The organism is Rhodopila sp. (assembly GCF_965277165.1).
Classification (GTDB): domain Bacteria; phylum Pseudomonadota; class Alphaproteobacteria; order Acetobacterales; family Acetobacteraceae; genus Rhodopila.
Window position 1 is genome coordinate 1,639,264 of the sequence record NZ_CBDICE010000005.1, and the last position, 17,397, is coordinate 1,656,660.

16 protein-coding genes, 1 tRNA gene and 1 riboswitch are annotated in these 17,397 nt (G+C 66.9%); of the genes, 6 read left to right on the plus strand and 11 right to left on the minus strand.

From position 1 onward, the window contains the following. Positions 1 to 10 precede the first annotated feature (10 nt). Positions 11 to 253 (plus strand): ribbon-helix-helix domain-containing protein, encoded by a 243-nt coding sequence (locus tag ACQY4Y_RS08260; RefSeq protein WP_428490761.1) that lies wholly within the window; start codon positions 11 to 13, stop codon positions 251 to 253. A gap of 14 nt (positions 254 to 267) precedes the next feature. Here the strand turns inward: ACQY4Y_RS08260 and ACQY4Y_RS08265 are convergent, their stop codons facing one another. From ACQY4Y_RS08265 to ACQY4Y_RS08280, 4 genes are all read right to left on the minus strand, one after another. Beyond that, entirely contained in the window at positions 268 to 1,269 is a 1,002-nt protein-coding gene (locus ACQY4Y_RS08265) for a phosphotransferase (RefSeq protein WP_428490071.1), read from the minus strand. 205 nt (positions 1,270 to 1,474) lie between these two features. After that, entirely contained in the window at positions 1,475 to 3,877 is a 2,403-nt protein-coding gene (gene metE, locus ACQY4Y_RS08270) for a 5-methyltetrahydropteroyltriglutamate--homocysteine S-methyltransferase (RefSeq protein WP_428490072.1), read from the minus strand. A gap of 108 nt (positions 3,878 to 3,985) precedes the next feature. Then, positions 3,986 to 4,231, minus strand: a riboswitch (cobalamin riboswitch). 763 nt (positions 4,232 to 4,994) lie between these two features. Continuing rightward, positions 4,995 to 5,077: transfer RNA gene (locus tag ACQY4Y_RS08275), tRNA-Leu, on the minus strand. A gap of 52 nt (positions 5,078 to 5,129) precedes the next feature. After that, a complete protein-coding gene (locus tag ACQY4Y_RS08280) occupies positions 5,130 to 6,032 on the minus strand; it encodes an NAD(P)-dependent oxidoreductase (protein ID WP_428490073.1) in 903 nt (300 codons plus the stop codon). 132 nt (positions 6,033 to 6,164) lie between these two features. Between ACQY4Y_RS08280 and ACQY4Y_RS08285 the strand changes: the two genes are divergently transcribed. The 3 genes from ACQY4Y_RS08285 to ACQY4Y_RS08295 all read left to right on the plus strand — a co-directional run bounded on the left by ACQY4Y_RS08285 (position 6,165) and on the right by ACQY4Y_RS08295 (position 8,800). Next, entirely contained in the window at positions 6,165 to 7,985 is a 1,821-nt protein-coding gene (locus ACQY4Y_RS08285; RefSeq protein WP_428490074.1) for a transglycosylase domain-containing protein, read from the plus strand. Between the two features lie 90 nt (positions 7,986 to 8,075). Beyond that, positions 8,076 to 8,573, plus strand: a complete 498-nt coding sequence (locus tag ACQY4Y_RS08290; protein WP_428490075.1) for a peptidoglycan-binding domain-containing protein — start codon at positions 8,076 to 8,078, stop codon at positions 8,571 to 8,573. Positions 8,574 to 8,653: 80 nt separating this feature from the next. Beyond that, entirely contained in the window at positions 8,654 to 8,800 is a 147-nt protein-coding gene (locus tag ACQY4Y_RS08295; protein WP_428490076.1) for a hypothetical protein, read from the plus strand. 423 nt (positions 8,801 to 9,223) lie between these two features. Here the strand turns inward: ACQY4Y_RS08295 and ACQY4Y_RS08300 are convergent, their stop codons facing one another. Further along, positions 9,224 to 10,339 (minus strand): acyl-CoA dehydrogenase family protein, encoded by a 1,116-nt coding sequence (locus ACQY4Y_RS08300; protein ID WP_428490077.1) that lies wholly within the window; start codon positions 10,337 to 10,339, stop codon positions 9,224 to 9,226. A 51-nt stretch (positions 10,340 to 10,390) separates the two neighbouring features. Then, the gene (locus ACQY4Y_RS08305) at positions 10,391 to 11,581 is read right to left on the minus strand and encodes an acyl-CoA dehydrogenase family protein (protein ID WP_428490078.1); all 1,191 of its coding nucleotides are present in this window, start codon (positions 11,579 to 11,581) and stop codon (positions 10,391 to 10,393) included. 115 nt (positions 11,582 to 11,696) lie between these two features. Here ACQY4Y_RS08305 and ACQY4Y_RS08310 point away from each other — a divergent pair, with 115 nt between their 5' ends. Next, positions 11,697 to 12,164 carry a DUF29 domain-containing protein gene (locus ACQY4Y_RS08310; protein ID WP_428490079.1) on the plus strand — a complete coding sequence of 156 codons (468 nt, stop codon included), beginning with the start codon at positions 11,697 to 11,699 and terminating at the stop codon, positions 12,162 to 12,164. A 13-nt stretch (positions 12,165 to 12,177) separates the two neighbouring features. On the opposite strand, the gene ACQY4Y_RS08315 is transcribed toward ACQY4Y_RS08310, so the two are convergent. The 4 genes from ACQY4Y_RS08315 to ACQY4Y_RS08330 all read right to left on the minus strand — a co-directional run bounded on the left by ACQY4Y_RS08315 (position 12,178) and on the right by ACQY4Y_RS08330 (position 15,439). Further along, entirely contained in the window at positions 12,178 to 12,738 is a 561-nt protein-coding gene (locus tag ACQY4Y_RS08315; RefSeq protein ID WP_428490080.1) for a Uma2 family endonuclease, read from the minus strand. Positions 12,739 to 12,787: 49 nt separating this feature from the next. Beyond that, a complete protein-coding gene (locus ACQY4Y_RS08320; RefSeq protein ID WP_428490081.1) occupies positions 12,788 to 14,047 on the minus strand; it encodes a CaiB/BaiF CoA transferase family protein in 1,260 nt (419 codons plus the stop codon). 97 nt (positions 14,048 to 14,144) lie between these two features. Beyond that, positions 14,145 to 14,633, minus strand: a complete 489-nt coding sequence (locus tag ACQY4Y_RS08325) for an NMCC_0638 family (lipo)protein (RefSeq protein ID WP_428490082.1) — start codon at positions 14,631 to 14,633, stop codon at positions 14,145 to 14,147. A gap of 29 nt (positions 14,634 to 14,662) precedes the next feature. Further along, positions 14,663 to 15,439: an ABC transporter ATP-binding protein gene (locus ACQY4Y_RS08330; RefSeq protein WP_428490762.1), complete on the minus strand. Its 777-nt coding sequence runs from the start codon at positions 15,437 to 15,439 to the stop codon at positions 14,663 to 14,665. A 212-nt stretch (positions 15,440 to 15,651) separates the two neighbouring features. On the opposite strand from ACQY4Y_RS08330, the gene ACQY4Y_RS08335 reads away from it, so the two are divergent. Next, positions 15,652 to 16,890: a cytochrome P450 gene (locus ACQY4Y_RS08335; protein WP_428490083.1), complete on the plus strand. Its 1,239-nt coding sequence runs from the start codon at positions 15,652 to 15,654 to the stop codon at positions 16,888 to 16,890. 77 nt (positions 16,891 to 16,967) lie between these two features. Here ACQY4Y_RS08335 and ACQY4Y_RS08340 read toward each other — a convergent pair whose 3' ends face one another. Further along, a complete protein-coding gene (locus ACQY4Y_RS08340) occupies positions 16,968 to 17,282 on the minus strand; it encodes a cupredoxin domain-containing protein (protein ID WP_428490084.1) in 315 nt (104 codons plus the stop codon). Positions 17,283 to 17,397: the final 115 nt, after the last annotated feature.

The following is a 17,397-nucleotide window of genomic DNA, read 5'->3' on the forward strand; positions in this document are numbered from 1 at the left end:
CCTGAGCGTTCTGGTCAAATACAGCTTCTCCCTTGCCGGGCACCGCACCAGCGTCGCGCTGGAGGCGGAATTCTGGACCGTGCTGCGGCGGATCGCACAACGCCGCGGTGAAACCCTGGCTGCCCTGGTCGCAGCGGTGGATGCGGCCAGGCAACCGCACCGCCCGCTTGCCTCGGCGCTTCGGGTGACCGCGCTGCTGGCCAACCAAACCGGATCGTTCGACACTGATCAAACCGACTGCACTCCGACGTAAATCGTTCCCAACGACTACACCGCGGCATCGAGGCCCGGCGGCACGCCGCCCATGAGAAACGATGCCAGATACATCTTGCCCAGGATGCGCTTGGTCTCGGCAGCGCCCGGCATCACCCGCCCGTCACGGATCGCTCGCTGAAACGCCGCCGGTGTCGGCACCGACAGGTCGCTGTCCGCCACCGCCCCTGATGACGCCGCGGCCGCGCTCAGCAGCACCCCGGCATAATACAGCCGCGTCAGCTTGCGTACCAGCGCAAGCCGGGCGCGAAGCGCCTCATCCGGCGCGCGGCCAAGCCAGGCCTGTAGCAGCACGCAATCCAATTCGGGCAAGGCGGCGAAATTGTCCAGCACGATCGCCGCGTCAACCGCGGGATCGTTGCAATAGGCCGACTCCCAGTCGATCAGCCACAGCCGTTCGCCGTCGAACAGAATGTTGCGCGGCACCAGATCGTTGTGGCTGGAAACGGACCTTGCCAGATCCCACGCATAGGTCTCGCGGATGCGGACAAGCCGGTCCGTATAAGGGTCGAGCACGCCAGGCGCGAACAGACCGGTGCGGCCCACGTGTGCCCACAGCCGGGCCACGATGTCAGGGTATTCGACGAAGCGCGGAAACCGCTGCGTCGCCTGCACGCGGCCCAGCATTTCGCCCAACGCCCGCAGCAGCGCGCGGCGTCCCCCTGGATAAGCGTGAAGTGACCGCTGCTCGATGAAGTCCATCACCGCGACACCTTCGGCCGCATCGGCATAATACAGTCTGGGGGCGATCCCGGCCTCCGCCGCGATGCGCATCGAGACATATTGGTGCGGATTTCGCAGCGGACTTGCCGGACCCTCCAGCCGAACGAGGTACCGTCGCTCGCCGATCTCGACCCGATACGGCAGCGCACCCGAAGCGCCGCCCGCGACCGGGCCGACCGCGTCCGCCCGCGCTGATCCAAAAGCGGCTATCAGGGCTCGGCGAACCGTCCCGATCGGTGCATTGCCTCGAACGTCATCACAGTCGTCAACCATCGCGCGAGGTGTATCACAAGCGGCGAGGCGAGTCGGCAAAGCCGCCTCCGCACATGCTGACAATCGGACCTGCGTGCCGCGGCCGCGGCAGTGCCCGCCGACCAAGCCAACGACGACCAAGCCAACAGGGTGCTCGGGTCGTTTGCAACGGGTTCTCCCGCCGCCACCCAAGCACCCCGGCCGCCGTTGCGCGGGACCGCCAGCGTCAGCTCAAGATCCGGCCACCCCGCAGCGCCCGTGCCGCCGCCACCAAATTCTCCAGCGCCGGCCTCACCTCTTGCCAGCTCCGCGTCTTCAGCCCGCAGTCCGGATTGACCCAGATCTGCCAGTCATCCAGCCGCTCTCGCGCCAGCCCCAGCAACTCAGTCATCTCCGCCACATCCGGCACCCGGGGACTGTGAATGTCCCAAACCCCCGGCCCGATCTCCGCCGGATAGCTCGTCTCCCCCGCGCCGCGCGGCGCAAACGCATCCAACAGCTCCATCCGGCTGCGCGTGGTCTCGATCGAGATCGCATCGGCGTCCATCTCCGCGATCGCCGCGATGATGTCGTTGAATTCCGAGTAGCACATATGGGTGTGGATACTCGTGTCATCACGCACGCCGCTGGTCGCCAGCCGGAAGCACGCCACCGCCCAGCCCAGGTAGTCCGCCCAGGCGGCGCGTCGCAGCGGCAACCCCTCGCGGAACGCCGGCTCATCAACCTGGACGACGCCGATGCCGGCCGCCTCCAGGTCCGTCACCTCGTCGCGGACCGCCAGCGCGATCTGGCGGCACACCGTCTCGCGCGGCACGTCGTCGCGCACGAACGACCATTGCAGCAGCGTCACCGGCCCGGTCAGCATGCCCTTCATCGGCCGCTGCGTCCGCGACTGCGCATAGCCCGACCAGCGCACCGTCATCGGCCGCGGCCGCGCCACGTCGCCCCAGATGATCGGCGGCGCCACGCACCGGCTGCCATAGGACTGCACCCAGCCATGCCGCGTGAAGCCGAAGCCATCGAGCTGTTCGGCGAAGTACTTGACCATGTCGTTGCGCTCGAACTCGCCGTGCACCAGCACATCCAGCCCGATCGCCTCCTGCCAGCGCACGGCGTCGTCGATCCAGCCCTCGATCAGGCCGTCATAGGCCTGCTGCGTCAGCTCGCCGCGCCCCAGCGACGCCCGAGCTCGGCGCACCTCCGCAGTCTGCGGGAACGAACCGATCGTCGTGGTCGGGAACCGAGGCAGCAGCAGCCGCGCCTGCTGCGCTGTCCGCCGCGTCGCATACGGACTGTCGCGCTGTTCCATCCGCGGCGTCACCGCCGCCAGCCGCGCCCGCACCGCGTCCCGGTGCACCGCCACGCTGGTTCGGCGCGACCGCACCGCGGCATCGCTGGCTTCCAACTGCGCCGCGATCGCCGCATCCCCCTCGTCCAGACCCCGACCCAGTGCCGCCACTTCGTCCAACTTCTGTTCGGCGAACGCCAGCCAGTCCTTCGCCTCGGCGCCCAGCCCGCCGTCCTGTCGAAGCGCGCCGTCCTGTCGAAGCCCGGTTTCCAGCCGCAGCCCGGTTTCCAGCCGCAGCCCGGTCTCCTGTCGAAGATCGACCGGCACATGCAGCAGGCTGCACGACGGCGCCACCATCAGCCGCCGGTTGCCGCGCGCCGAGGCGACCTTGCGCAGCACCCCCAGCGCGGCCCGCAGATCGCTGCGCCAGATGTTGCGCCCGTCCACCACGCCCAGCGAAAGCCAGCGCTCGGCCGGCACCGCCTCGAGAACCGCGTCCAGTTCCGCCGCGCCACGCACCAGATCGACATGCAGCCCGGCGACCGGCAGCGCCGCCGCGGTCGCCAGATTGTCCCCCAGCGGACCGAAATAGCTCGCCAGCAGAATGTCCGGCGCCGGCCCCCGCCGCAGGGTGTCGTAGGCCAGCGCGAACGCCGCGCGGGCCTTGGCCGGCAGATCCAGCGCCAGCACCGGTTCGTCGATCTGCATCCAACTGGCATTCGCCGCCGCCAGCCCACTCAACACCTCGGCATAGAGCGGCAGCACCCGGCCCAGCAGATCCAGCGGATCGGAGCCATCCGTCGTCTTGCTCAGCATCAGCAGGCTGACCGGACCCAGCAGCACCGGCCGGGTCCGGACCGACAGCGCCAGCGCCTCACGAAACTGCTGCAGCGGCCGATTTTCGGTCAGCACGAAACGATCATCCGCGCTCAGCCGAGGCACCAGATAATGGTAGTTGGTATCGAACCATTTGGTCATTTCCAGCGCCGGCAGGCCGGGCGCGATGCCCACCGCCTGTTCCGCCGAGGTGCCACGCGACCCCCGCGCCAGGGCGAAATAACTCGCCAGCGAAACCGGCCCCTCGCGCCAGCCATAGCCCGGCGGCACCGCGCCCAGCATGCAGGCGGTATCCAGCACCTGGTCGTAGAGCGAGAAATCGCCGGACGGAACGTGCCCAATGCCGTGTCCCGCCTGCAGCTTCCAATGCCGGCTGCGCAGCGCCCGGGCGGCATCGTCCAGACCGGCCGCATCGGTCTCGCCCGACCAGAACCGCTCCAGCGCGAACTTCAGTTCACGGCGATGGCCGAGGCGCGGGAAGCCGAGATTGCTTGCGATCGTCATGCCGGCCTCCGCTCGCTGCGGATGGTGTCACGGCAAGGATGGCGGCGAACGCCGGCGGAAATCGTGGACATGTCTGTCTCCGGCCTCCGGTGCACCCCGCCCGGCGGCATGGCTTGAGCGACGACGGCAGGTCTCCTGGCTCACGGCGATCGGGCAGCACGCCCGGTTGCTCCGGCCCTGTCTTCCCGAACCGGATGGCTCAGTGACCCGCCTTGTTGGGGCGGACGGACCGGCATCTCGCCGCTGACAGTTGCGGGGGCAGCCACCGACTTGCCCCCGGACCAGCAGTCCTGCCGGGGCGCACAGCGTTCCCTTTTCACCCGCTCGCGCGGGACCATCGACACATCAACATATCCTTATATCGGAGAGGCAGGCAAGCCTCGGGCAAACCACAGCCCCGCGACGCAACAACGCGATAAATTGGGCGACCAATGTAACTGATCAAATCGATCACAATTTGATACCATTTTGGCACATACCGTTACGTCAAAATAAGAAAATGTTAACACTCGCTGCCCTAATCTAATTGCGGTTTTACTATGTAAGGAGTTTTAGGTGAGCATATCCGGGGTATCCGCGACATCTTCAGCGAGCTACATCCAACAGGCGCAGACGACAGCCGCGACCAGCCTGGCAACAGGCCCGCAACCCCTGCCTGCACAGCAGGCAGATGCGACCCAGCAACCTGGCAAGGCGCATCACCATCATCACGGCGGTGGCGGTGGCGGTGAGGCTGCGCAGTCGGCCAGCGTGGCCCAATCCGGCACAACCGCCGCAGGCGGAACAAGCATCATCAATACCCTGGTCTGATCGCGTTCGCGCTGTCAGTTACCGTCGAACCCGCCACGCTCAAGGCGATCTTTGAGCGTGGCAGGATTTGATCGGACCAGCGAAGCCCCGTTTGCTGGTCACTCCGATCCAGCAACGCCGCTGACGATGGCAAGGTGGTTGGCGGCCGGTCGGGGGTAAGCGCTTTTGGTGGCTGCCTGTCGAGAGGCTTGCTTGTCCCCAATGCCATGCGGCGGCAACGGCATTGGTTCGGAGTTGGCGGCGCTGGCGAAAGCTTTCTCGACAACCTCGCTGGACGCGTCAAGGCTCGAATGCCGCCGGATTGGCATGCCCACCACCGGACTCGAACCGGTACGTCGTTTCCAACTGCGGATTTTAAGTCCGCTGCGTCTACCATTCCGCCAGGCGGGCACCGCGCCGTTCTATCCCCGCCCCAGCAACCCGACCAGAGCCACGCGCCCCCTCACAACCCACACGCTATATCCAGTGCCATCCTGATCAACTTGTCGCTGGCCTCCGGCGTGCGGAACCCGCTATGCGCCGACAGCGTCACGTTCGCCAGCGTGGTCAGCGGATGCCCCGCCGGCAGCGGCTCGGTATCGAACACATCCAGCGCCGCGTGCCGCAAACGCCCGCTCCGCAGCGCCGCCATCATCGCCACCTCGTCCACCAGCGCCGCCCGGGCGGTGTTCACCAGGATCGCCCCCGGCCGCAACCTGCCCAGCCGTTCGGCGTCCAGGAAGCCGCGCGTCTCGTCATTCAGCAGCAGGTGCAGCGACAGCACCTGGCTCTCCGCCAGCAGCGTGTCCAGCTCTACGAAACTGACGCCCTGCGCCGACTTCGGCGTCCGGTTCCACGCCAGCACCCGCATGCCGGACCCTCGGGCAATCCGCGCCACCTCGGCCGCGATGCCGCCGAAACCCACCAGGCCCAGCGTCTTGCCGGTCAGTTCCAGGCCCTCGGTGCGGATCCAGTTGCCGGCCCGCATCCCGCCGTCCATCCGCGCCAGCCCCCTGGCCGCCGCCCACATCAGCGCGATGCTGTGCTCCGCCACCGCGGTGTCCCCATACCCCTTGATGATATGCACCCCGATTCCAAGCTCGACCAACTGCTCAGGGTGCATGTAGCTGCGCGCCCCGGTGCCCAGGAAAATCACGTGCTTCAGCCCGCGACAGCCACGCATCGCCTCGGTCGGCAACTGGGTGTGGTCGTCGAAGATGAAATCATAGCCGGCGGTCAGGCCGGGCAGTTCCTCGGGCGGGATCTCGCCGCGCTCCAGCACGTCCATCGCCGGGTCGGTCGGCCGAACCACGCGATGGAACACCCCGGCAAGGTCGTCCACGGCATCGAGAAACAGTCCCCTCATTCACGCTCTCCTCTGTCCGTTCGGATCGATCCGCCGAATGGTATCGCAGAACTGCCACAATTCGCATCAACCATCCGACGCACCGCAAGAAGCTCGATCCCGGCATCGGCCGATCTGCTACAGACCGCCGGGATGGCGCGCCCCGCTCCCACCGTACCCCGGTTCCACCCGCCGCCCGCGACGGCCCGCGGACGCAAGCCGATCAGCCCGCCGCCGGCCGCGTCCGTCGGGACGTCGCCCCGCCGCCGCGCGCTGACCTGGCTGCTGCGCTGGGGCTTCATCGCCTCGGTCTGGCTCACCTTGGCCGCGGCGGTGGCGGTGCTATGGTTCGCCCGCGACCTGCCGCGCCCGGAATCGGCGCTGGACGCAGTGCGCCGCCCCAGCTTGACGCTGCAGGACCGATCCGGCCACGTCATCGCAACCTTCGGCGACCTGGTCGGCGAGCCGCTGCGCCTCAAGGCGTTCTCCCCCTGGCTGCCGGCCGCGATCGTCGCGGTCGAGGACCGCCGCTTCTGGCATCACCCCGGCATCGATCCGATCGGGCTGCTGCGCGCCGCCTGGGTCAATCTCACCGCCGGGCGAGTCGTCCAGGGCGGCTCCACCCTGACCCAGCAGGTTGCCAAGACGCTGTTCCTTAGCAACGCCCGCACAATCAAGCGCAAGGTGCAGGAACTGTTGTTGACCTTGTGGCTGGAGCGGCACTTCACCAAGCAGGAAATCCTCGAGATCTACCTGAACCGGGTCTACCTCGGGTCCGGGGCCTGGGGCATGGACGCCGCGGCGCGGATCTATTTCGGCGTCTCGGCGCGCCACGTGACGCTGGCCCAGGCCGCGGTGCTGGCCGGCCTGCCGCGCGCGCCGTCTCGCTTCAACCCGCGGGTCAATCCAGCCCTGGCGCTGGCCAGGGGCAAGGAAGTGCTGGCGGCGATGGCGGTCTCCGGCGCGATCACCGAACAGCAGGCGCGGACCGCGGCGGAACGGATCAGCTTCCCCCCCACCTCCGTTGCACCCGGCTGGTTCGCCGACTGGGTCGCCGGCCAATCGCAGGCGTTGCTGGCCCCGGATGCGGACGCCGTTCTGCGCACCACCCTGGACAGCCATGATCAACTGGTGGCCGAGACCCGGCTCTCCGCGCTGCTGGCCGGTGCCGGCGCCACCGACGACGTCGGCCAGGGCGCGGTCGTCGTGCTGGATGCCGCCAACGGCGCAGTCCGCGCCATGGTCGGCGGACGGAATTTCCACGACAGCCCGTTCAACCGAGCCGTGCTGGCCCGTCGTCAGCCCGGGTCGACGTTCAAGCCGTTCGTCTGGTTGACCGCGCTGCGCGCCGGCCTCACCCCCGACGACAAGGTGCTGGATGCCCCGCTGCGCATCGGCTCCTGGGCTCCGGTCAACTTCGAGCACCGCTTCTTGGGCGAGATCACGCTGGAGCAAGCGTTGGCGCAGTCGATCAACACCGCCGCCGTGCGCCTGATGTTGCGCTGCGGCGGACCCAAGGCGATTGCCACAACAGCCACCGAGCTCGGCATCCGCGATCCGTTGCCGAAGGACGCGTCGCTGGCACTGGGCACCGGCGAAGTCGGGCTGCTGGAACTGACCGCCGCCTACGCGCCGTTCTTCAACGGCGGCAACCGGGTCGTGCCGTTCGGGCTGGCGCGCACCCCGCACCAGCCCGAACCGGTGATCGACCCGGCCGAGGCCGCGATGATGGCCCGGATGCTGGCTGCGGTGGTGACCCGCGGCACCGGACGAGCCGCCGCGATCCCGGGCCAGATCGTCGCCGGCAAGACCGGCACGACGCAGGATTTTCGCGACGCCTGGTTCATCGGCTCGACCAAGGGCCTGCTGATCGGCATCTGGCTCGGCAACGACAACGACACGCCGATGCGAGGCGTGATGGGCGGCGGGCTGCCGGCGCGGTTGTTCCACGATATCGCAACCAGGCTCGATTGAACCGCCCGCTCTCTGTTTCGCTACCGCTGCTATCGGGAACCAAACTGTCGCTCGCTCGCTTCAACTGCCAACGGATTGCAGGAGCAAGTGATGAACGCATGGCGTTACGGGATAGCGGTCGGCGTGCTGGCCGCGCTAGGCGGATGTTCGCACATTTCGAGCATGATGGACCGCAACACCACCAGCGAAGCGCCGAGCGCAGCGCCGAAAGCCCCAATGGCGGCGACCCAGCCCACCGTGTCACCGGAGATGGTCAAGAAGGTGCAGGCCAAATTGCGGTCCAACGGCTACTACAAGCACGGCAACGTCGATGGAATTTTCGGCTCGGGCACCGAAAGCGCGGTACGGTCGTTCCAGCAAGACCATAACCTGGGATCGAGCGGCCAGTTGGACGTGCCGACCCTGCAGGCGTTGAACGTCACTCAAGGTCCCACCGACACCAACAATACCAACATGCCCAACTCCACCATGCCCAACGGTCCCGCTACGACAAACGGCGCGGGTACCAACAACTCCGGCGCGCCGACCCAACCTACCAACTCTGTCGCGCCGCCCGCCGATAACACCGCGCCGGGCCCGTCGCATTGATTTCCGAGTATCGGAGCCGATCGATGCATATGAAACGACCTACCCGGAGCAAGACTGTCGAGCCCCTCAGGCTGGCCGCGATGCTCAGCCTGCCCGTGGCAGTCGCGGCCGGATTCTTCGCGCTGCACATCGTCTCCAAGGATGCCGCCGACGTCCTGACAGTTTGGACCTTGGCCTCGTTCCCCATCGGCATGCTGGTCGGCCATTGCGTGTTGCGGGACAAGTGACGTGAGCCGGCGGTCGATATGCAGGTCAGTCGGAACGGCACACTAGTGGTTCAATCAGACGGATAGTGCCGCCACTAGCTGTCGAGTAGGTGGGCCGATTCACCCGACCGCATGAATGCTTCTGTCGGGATCGGACCACTGGAAGTGCGGGCACTGCTCCGACTCTCCTGATCCTGCCTACCGCGCTGTTCTGTTCAGCCACCTCGGCCGGGCACGGCGCCGGCGGCTAAAGGCAATCGTGCCAACGTGTTTAGCTACCAGCTAACACCCCACCAGGCGGTTCCGCGCGGAAAGCCACCGGCGTACAGACACCTGAAGCCAATCAGGACACTAACCGCGATCTGCTGCAGAACCGACAAGAAGCTGCTGCAGGAAGGGTTGAGCACCAAGAGCCGAAGCTCTCGAACCATCAGTAAGCGCCCGCTAATATCCCGATAACCTGGCGTAACGGTCGCGGCAGAATCGCGTGTCGCCGAAACTGGCCTGGGCAACGCGGCTGCGCTTCAGGAAAAACCCGATCTCGTGCTCGTCCGTCATTCCGATGCCGCCATGCATCTGCACGGCTTCGTTCCCGCAAAGAAACAGCGTCGCGTTGGCCTTGGCCTTCGCCAGGCTGGCCAGCGCCGCGGCGTCATTGCTGTTCTGGTCCAGTGAGGACACCGCGGCAAGCACCGCGGAACGGGTCATTTCAACCTCACAGAACATCTGCGCGGCACGGTGCTTCAACGCCTGGAAGCTGCCGATCGGCACGCCGAACTGCTTGCGGTCCTTCAGGTACTGCACCGAACGGTCGAACGCCTCCTGCGCGCTGCCCAGCATCTCGGCGGCGAGCCCAGCGCGGGCGCGATCCAAGGTCAGATCCAGCGCATCGCCGCCGCCATCGACCCGTCCAAGCACGGCATCCGCCCCGACGGTCACGTTATCCAGCCGGATGCGCGCGGCATTGCGACTATCCACCATGATCAGCCTGGTGCGGATCGCCGCCTCGCCGGGAACCAGGAACAGCGTGACGCCGCCCCCGGTGCGCGCAGCGACGATCAGCGAGTCGGCCACGTGGCCATCCAGCACAAAGCACTTCTCACCGTTCAGCCGATAGCCGCTACCGTTCGGTTCGGCGGTCAGCGCAATCCGGTCGGGCGCGTGGCGGCTGCTCTCCTCCAGCGCCAGCGCGACGATATGCTCACCCGCCAGCAACGGCTGCAAACAGTCCGCCTTTTGCCGCTCCGAACCAGCCAGCGATAGCAAGGATGCGCCCAAAACAGCGGTGGACATCAACGGCGTCGCCGCCAGGCTGCGCCCCGAGGCCTCCATTACCTGCGCCAGGCCGGTCATGCCGAACCCCGATCCGCCGTCGTCCTCCCCGACCAGGAAGCCGGTCCAGCCGAGCTCGGCCATCTGCCGCCAAAGATCGCGTGAGAAGCCGTCCGGATCGTTGCTGTCACGCAGTTTGCGCAGCGCGGTGACCGGGCTGCGCTGGCGAAAGAAATCCAGCGCGGTGTCGCGCACCAGACGAGATTCCTCGGACAGGATCAGGGGCATCACTAAGCCTTTGCGTCAGTCGGTCGCAATCATGGTGTCGCCGATCAAAGCCTAATCCGGCAGCCCAAGCACGCGCTTGGCGATGATGTTCAACTGCACCTCGGATGTGCCGCCTTCGATGGAATTCGCCTTGGACCGCAGCCATTCACGAGTGAAACGAAGTTCATCGCTGCTGAAACCTTCGCCCTCCCAGCCCAGGCCCTGGAAGCCTTCGGCCTCCAGCAGCATTTCATAGCGCCGTTTGTTCAGTTCGGTGCCCTGCAGCTTGAACATCGCCGACAGCGGACCTGGCGCGGCGCCGGAATCAGCTTCCTCGGCGGCACGCCGGCGGGTCAACTGGAAGGCGTGCGCGTCCATCGCATAGGCGGCGACGCGGTCGCGCAAGATCGGGTCGGCGATCCTGCCGTCCGCTTCGCCGGCGAATTGCTTGGCCACCGCCTCCAGCGAAATCTCGAACCTGGCCGCGTTGCGCGCCGAGATGCCGCCGATGCCCTTGCGTTCGTGCTCCAGCAGTCGCTTGGCGATGGTCCAGCCTTTGTTCAACTGGCCGACCAGATGGGTGGCCGGCACGCGGACGTTTTCCAGGAAGGTTTCACAAAATACCGAGGCACCGCTGATCAGCCGGATCGGCCGAGCCCGCACTCCGGGATCGCCCATGTCGATCAGCAGGAAGCTGATGCCATCGTGCTTTTTCGCCGTCGGGTCGGTGCGCACCAGGCAGAAGATCCAATCCGAACGGTGCGCGTTGGACGTCCAGATCTTGTGGCCGTTGACCAGGAAGTGCTCGCCCTGCAGGACCGCCCGCGTGCGCAGGCTGGCAAGGTCCGAACCGGCCTCCGGCTCGCTGTAGCCCTGGCACCAGCGGATCTCGCCGCGGATGATCGGCGGGATATGAGTCTGGCGCTGTTGTTCGGTGCCGTATTCAAGCAGCACCGGCCCCAGCATCGACAGGCCCATGCCGCGCAGCGGCGCACGACATCCCAGTTGCTGCATTTCCTCTTCCAGGATCAGCGCCTCGTCGCTCGATAGACCGCCGCCGCCGTATTGCCTGGGCCAGGTCGGCGCGGTCCAGCCAACCGCCGCCATCCGATCGAGCCACTGCTTCTGCTCCGGCCGCACGTAGTGCGCCGTCTTGCCGCCGGCGACCTGCTCGTTCTCCGGCATGAAGCTGCGCATCGCCGGCGGACAGTTCTGCTCCAGCCAGGCACGCGTGTCGGCGCGGAACGTGGTCGCGGTGGGCATCGGCGGTTCCCCGTGGCTTGCTGCGTGACCCGAGGTGACCATCATCTCCCCGAACCGGCAAGGGCCGCGCCGCGCGCCGCTGGCATTTCGGCGACGAATGGGCTACCCATCACCCATGCCGGATGGTCTTTATGAGACTGATATCGTTGCTTGGTCCAGGCACCAGGCTGACCTGCTGCGCCGCCTCGCGCGCGGGGAACGAGTGAACGACCTGGATTGGGACCACGTTGTTCGGGAGATCGAGGACGTGGGTTTGTCCGAACTCAACGCCGTACGGAGTTACCTGCGTTTGATGCTGGTTCATCTGCTGAAACTGCAAGGTTGGCCCGACAGTCCCGCCGCTTCGCACTGGCGCCAGGAGGTCATCTCTTTCCAATCCGACGCACAGCAGCGTTTCGCGCCGTCGATGCAGCAGTCGATCGATCTCGCTGCGCTGTATGGCAGGGCACTGAAACAGTGCGCGGGCGCGCGGATCGACGGACTGCCCGGCGCCCAACAGCCTGCGATCTGTCCGGTCAGTCTGGATGACCTGCTGAACGCCGACCAGGAAGCGTTGGAACGAAGCTTTGCGAAACCAGACTGACCGGCCCGGATCCTCATCGCGGCGATGACGGGCCTGCCTCCCCGCCATAAAGCTCGGCCACGTCCAGCACGATGCCCGGCGGATCCAGCCGGATCAAACCGAGATTTATCGGACACGAAACGATCTCGTCGCCAGATCGCCAGTGATGGATGATCTCCTGCCGCCGGGCGCGCACGACCAGATAGTGCTGGATCGTCGCGACCCGGAAATAGTCGGCCAGCTTCTCGCCACTGTCCACCGACTGGGTCGAGGGTGACAGCACCTCCACTACCACCACCGGATTAGTCGCCGAGGTGGCATCGGGCGACAGACGCGGTCCGCAATTCACCACCGCGTCGGGCTCGTAATCGGTTTCCTCATCCACCTCGATCGTCACCCCGTCCGCTAGTGCCTCGCAGTCCAGGCCCGCGGCTCTGATCGCGCGATCCAGCGCGGCCCAGACCCGGCTCTTGATCCGGACGTGCTGAACACGCTCCGGCGACATCGCCACCGGTTCGCCGCCCACCCGTTCGTATCGACCGGTCCGCCCTTCGGCCCAGCGGTGAAATTCCTCACGGGTTAGCCGTGGTGGCATGCGATCCTCCTGCGCAGGTGCAGCATAGCACGCTAACGACCAACCGCAGCTAAACCGCGCCGTCCGCCCGCAGCGCCGCGACCGCCTCGGCGTTCAATCCCAGCCATTCGTCAAGCACCGCGCCGGTGTGCTCACCCAGCACCGGGGACGCGGTCAGCGCCGGCGGCTTGCCGTCGATGCGCACCGGCCAGCCCGGCATCTTGAAATCGCGGTGCAGCGGATGACGCATCACCTGCATGATGCCGCGATCCTCGAAACTCTGGTCGTTTTGCAGTTCCATAGTGTCCAGCACCGCCCCTGCCGGGATCCCTGCCTCGCCCACCGCGCGCATCGCGTCGTGCTTGTCGTGGGTCCGCGTCCACCCGGCAATGATCGCGTCAACCTCGGCCTCGCGCAGCACCCGGTCGGCCGGCGAGGCGTAGCGGTCATCGCCGATCAGGTCCTCGCGCCCGACCACCTTCAACAACCGGTCCCAATGATCCGGATTGGCTCGGCTGGTCATGATGTAAACGTAGTCGTTCGGCCCGCCCGGAGCGCATGGATACAGCCCCATCGGCGCGTTGCTGATACCGGGGACCTTGCTGCCGCCGCGCTTGGCGGCGGCCCCGGTCAAACCCTGGGTCGCGAAGTTGATCCGCATGTAGTGCATGATCGCGTCCTGCATCGCCACCTGCAGCCGGCAGCCCTGCCCGGACTGCCGGCGCTGATACAGCGCGCCCAGGATGGTGATCGCCATGGTCATCCCCGTGCCGGTATCGCCCAGCGACATGCCGGGCCGGGTTGGCGGCCCGTCGGCGTCGCCGGTGACGCTGAAGGTGCCGCCGCAAGCCTGCGCGATCATGTCGAACGCCAGGTTCTTCTCGTATGGACTCCCCTCGCCGAAACCCTTCACCTGGGCATAGATGATCGACGGGTTCAGCCCGCGCACCACGTCATAGCCCAGGCCCAGCCGCTCGATCGCGCCGGGCGCGAAGTTCTCGATGCAGACATCGGCATGGGCCAGCATGTCCTTCACGACCGCCAATCCCTTCGGTGACTTCAGATTGACTGTGATCGAGCGTTTGTTGGCATTGAACACGTGGAAGTAATACGGATCGTTATCCGGCTGCCCCGGCCGCAGCCGCCGCCCAGGATCGCCCATCTTCGGATTCTCGATCTTGACCACATCGGCACCCAGCCACGCGAGCGCCTCGGTGCAGGACGGCCCCGCCTCGAATTGAGTCAGATCGACGATCTTGACCCCGGCAAGGAACCGAACAGGCGCAACCGCATCCCGGGCGCTGCGGTTCGGCTGGGTGGTTTCGGTCATGGGCGCTCCTTGGTTCGCCGTGAAACGGTTTCGCCCCAGCGTGGCAGATACCCAGCCACCCCGCTAGCGGCCCAGCCCGGCGGCACCACGATGCGTCCTACTCCGGCGCCGCCGTCAACATCGCCTCGCCGCCGCGATCTCCCCTGACCGCCGCCAGCAGGATCCGCCAGCCATGGCTGCCCTCGGCCGCCAGGTACTCACGGTCATGGATCGCGCTGAACACCTTGTCGTCGCGCTCGATCACCAGTCGAAACCGCAGCCCGGCCTGACGCAGCCCATCCTCCAGCGCATCGGTCAGCGGCTGTTGCCTCGCCTGATCAGTGACCGCCGAACAAATCCCGTCGTCCGAGGACACCAGCACCAGTTTGATTCCCGCCGCCGAGGCATCGAACGCCTGCCCCGGCGCGCCGTGCAGGAAAGCCGCCCGACCCTGCTCCGGCAGCGCCGCCAGCCGGTTGCCGCGCGCCCAGTCGCGCAGCGCCGCCGGATGGCCGGCGAACCGCAGGCAGCCTTGCAGGAACAAGCCGACCAACTGCGTCGGCGCATCGGCCCCCGTCGCCGCCCCAGCCGCCGCCGGCAACAGCAAACCGGCGATGATCAGCCCCGCCGCTCGGATCAGCGCCGCAGCTCCATCTGGATCGGCCCGTCACGCCGGCCATGAGTGAACTGATCGACCTCCGCATTGCCGCTGTCCATCAGTTGCCGCGCCGGCCCCGCCCAGATGATGCGCCCGTTCAGCAGCATCGCCGCCTGGTCGCCGATCCGCCGCGCGCTCGCCATGTCGTGGGTGATCGCGACCGCCGTGCTGCCAAGCCGCTTCACGCAGTCCACCACCAGCCCATCGATCACCGCCCCCATGATCGGGTCCAGCCCGGTGGTCGGCTCGTCGAAGAACATGATGTCGGGCTGCGAGGCGATCGCGCGCGCCAGTGCCACGCGCTTCTGCATGCCGCCCGACAACTCCGCCGGCGACAGATCGCCGACCCCGGCGGCCAGCCCGACCTGGCCCAAAAAGTCCTCGGCCCGAGCCCGAGCCTCGGCACGCGTCGCGTTATGGCGGGCGATCAGGCCGAAGGCGACGTTCTCCCACACCGGCAGGCTGTCGAACAGCGCGCCGTTCTGGAACAGCATGCCGATCTTGGCCCGGATCACCTCGCGTTCGCCGCGCGGCAGCTTCAGGATGTCGCGCCCGTCGATCTCGATCACCCCGTCGTCCGGCTCGATCAGGCCAAGCACGCATTTCAGCAGCACCGACTTGCCCGACCCCGACCCGCCGATCACCACCAGTGACGTCCCCTGGGGCACCTCGAGGTCCACCCCGTCCAGCACGCGCTTGGCGCCGAACCGTTTGTAAAGGCCGCGAATGCGCAATTTCGGCGTTTGATTGGTCATCGTCGGGTTGATGCCGGTCGGCGCGGGATTGGGCAAGGGCTGTTCCGATGCAATGGGTCGCACACGCGACCAGCGGGCAGGGCAGGGCGATCGATCCTCAAGATCGCCGTCCCGACTCGCGATTCAAGCCCGCGGACCTGCGATGGGAAATGTCGCGCGCTGGCGGTTGTGATAAGTTAAACATGCTGCCGCGCAAACTCGGGAAATAGTCAATGTCCGCCGCCGCCCCGCAACCGTCCGCCCCGCAACCGTTCGATTTCCGCGATCCAGCCTTCCTCGCCGATCCATACCCGGTGTTCCGCCACTTGCGCGCCACCGCCCCGGTGTTCAAGGCCCCGCTCGGCCGCTGGTTCCTCACCCGCTACGAGGATACCGCCACCCTGCTGCGCGACAAGCGCTTCGGGCGGGGTTACCACGATCCCGAGGCGATGGTGCGCCGCTTCGGCCCGACCGCGATGGCGGAACCCGCCGTCGTCGAACTCACCCACATGATGCTGATGCGCGATCCGCCCGACCACACCCGCCTGCGCGGCCTGGTCACCAAGGCGTTCACCGCCCGCCGGATCGAGGCCCTGCGCGACAGCATCCAGCAACTGACCGACCGCCTGGTCGACAAGGTCGCCGAACGCGGTGGCATGGACGCCATCCGCGACCTGGCGTTCCCGCTGCCGGTGCTGGTGATCTGCGAGCTGCTGGGTATCCCCGAGGCCGACCGCCAGCGCTTCGTCACCGGGTCCAGCTCCGGCGGCGCCCTGCTCAACCCGACACCGCCCACCCGCGCCGAACTCGATCGCGCCAACGCCGGCAGCATCGAATCCAGCGCCTATTTCGAGGCCCTGTTCGAACAGCGGCGACGCGATCCGCGGGACGACCTGATCACCCAACTGGTGCAGGCCGAGGAAGCCGGGGACCGGCTCACCACCGCCGAACTGCGCGCCAATGTCAGTCTCCTGTTCGCCGCCGGCCACGAAACCACCGTCAACCTGATTGGCAACGGCTTCCATTCGCTGCTGCGCCATCCCCAACAATGGCGCATCCTGCGCGATGACCCCACCCTGGTGGCGAATGCCATCGAGGAGGTATTGCGCTTCGAGTCCCCGGTGCAGGCGGTCGGCCGTACCGCATCCGAACCGGTCGAGCTGGGCGGCGTCGCGCTGGCGCGGAACGATATCGTCGTGGCGCTGGTCGGCGGCGTCAACCGCGACCCGGCGATGTTCGACGATCCCGAACGCTTCGACATCACCCGCAAGGACCTCCGCCCATTGTCGTTCGGCGGTGGCATCCATTTCTGCCTTGGCGCGCAACTGGCAAGGATCGAGGCGGCGGTGGTATTCGAAACCATCCTGCGCCGGCTGCCGGATTTACGCCTGACCGACCCCGACAACCCCAAATGGCGCCCAAGCTTCGTGCTGCGCGGCCTGACCGAGTTGCCGGTGGCCTGGACCGGATAGCATCGGCCGCCCAACTCGAACCGGCCCGCACCGGCCGCCCGCACCGGCCAGTCGGCGCGAGCGTCCGGCTCGCAAGCCTATTTCGCCACGATCTCGCCCCGCATCTGCGGATGCAGCCCGCAAACATAGGCGAACCTTCCGACGCTATAGAACCGATATGTAAACGACTGATCGGTATCCAGCGCCTTTGACCGCACTCCGATCGCGCTCAGGACTACCAGATGCGGGATGTCGTCCTGGTTGGTCCAGGTCACCGCGGTGCCCTTGTCCACCACCACCTGCGGACCGAAGGTGAAATTGTCGATCCGGACCCCGGCCGCTCCGCCCGATTGGGCGGCCGCCGGTACGATCAGGCAGGCCAGCAGAACACCGCATCGAACCATTGCACGCATGACAGCCTCCTGCTTCAACCGGCCAGCGGAATATCGACAATGGCCAGCGGCGAGGCCGTCGACACCAGGCTGATCCTGGCAGTGCCCAGCACCGCCCGAAGGCTTTCCGCTGATC

Coding starts and splice junctions, on each gene's coding strand:
- ACQY4Y_RS08320 (WP_428490081.1), bottom strand. CDS start 14,047: ATGACCGAAACCACCCAGCCGAACCGCAGCGCCCGGGATGCGGTTGCG.
- ACQY4Y_RS08280 (WP_428490073.1), bottom strand. CDS start 6,032: ATGAGGGGACTGTTTCTCGATGCCGTGGACGACCTTGCCGGGGTGTTC.
- ACQY4Y_RS08310 (WP_428490079.1), top strand. CDS start 11,697: ATGCCGGATGGTCTTTATGAGACTGATATCGTTGCTTGGTCCAGGCAC.
- ACQY4Y_RS08295 (WP_428490076.1), top strand. CDS start 8,654: ATGCTCAGCCTGCCCGTGGCAGTCGCGGCCGGATTCTTCGCGCTGCAC.
- ACQY4Y_RS08315 (WP_428490080.1), bottom strand. CDS start 12,738: ATGCCACCACGGCTAACCCGTGAGGAATTTCACCGCTGGGCCGAAGGG.
- ACQY4Y_RS08330 (WP_428490762.1), bottom strand. CDS start 15,439: ATGACCAATCAAACGCCGAAATTGCGCATTCGCGGCCTTTACAAACGG.
- ACQY4Y_RS08285 (WP_428490074.1), top strand. CDS start 6,165: ATGGCGCGCCCCGCTCCCACCGTACCCCGGTTCCACCCGCCGCCCGCG.
- metE (WP_428490072.1), bottom strand. CDS start 3,877: ATGACGATCGCAAGCAATCTCGGCTTCCCGCGCCTCGGCCATCGCCGT.
- ACQY4Y_RS08335 (WP_428490083.1), top strand. CDS start 15,652: ATGTCCGCCGCCGCCCCGCAACCGTCCGCCCCGCAACCGTTCGATTTC.
- ACQY4Y_RS08265 (WP_428490071.1), bottom strand. CDS start 1,269: ATGGTTGACGACTGTGATGACGTTCGAGGCAATGCACCGATCGGGACG.
- ACQY4Y_RS08300 (WP_428490077.1), bottom strand. CDS start 10,339: ATGCCCCTGATCCTGTCCGAGGAATCTCGTCTGGTGCGCGACACCGCG.
- ACQY4Y_RS08340 (WP_428490084.1), bottom strand. CDS start 17,282: ATGCGTGCAATGGTTCGATGCGGTGTTCTGCTGGCCTGCCTGATCGTA.
- ACQY4Y_RS08290 (WP_428490075.1), top strand. CDS start 8,076: ATGAACGCATGGCGTTACGGGATAGCGGTCGGCGTGCTGGCCGCGCTA.
- ACQY4Y_RS08305 (WP_428490078.1), bottom strand. CDS start 11,581: ATGCCCACCGCGACCACGTTCCGCGCCGACACGCGTGCCTGGCTGGAG.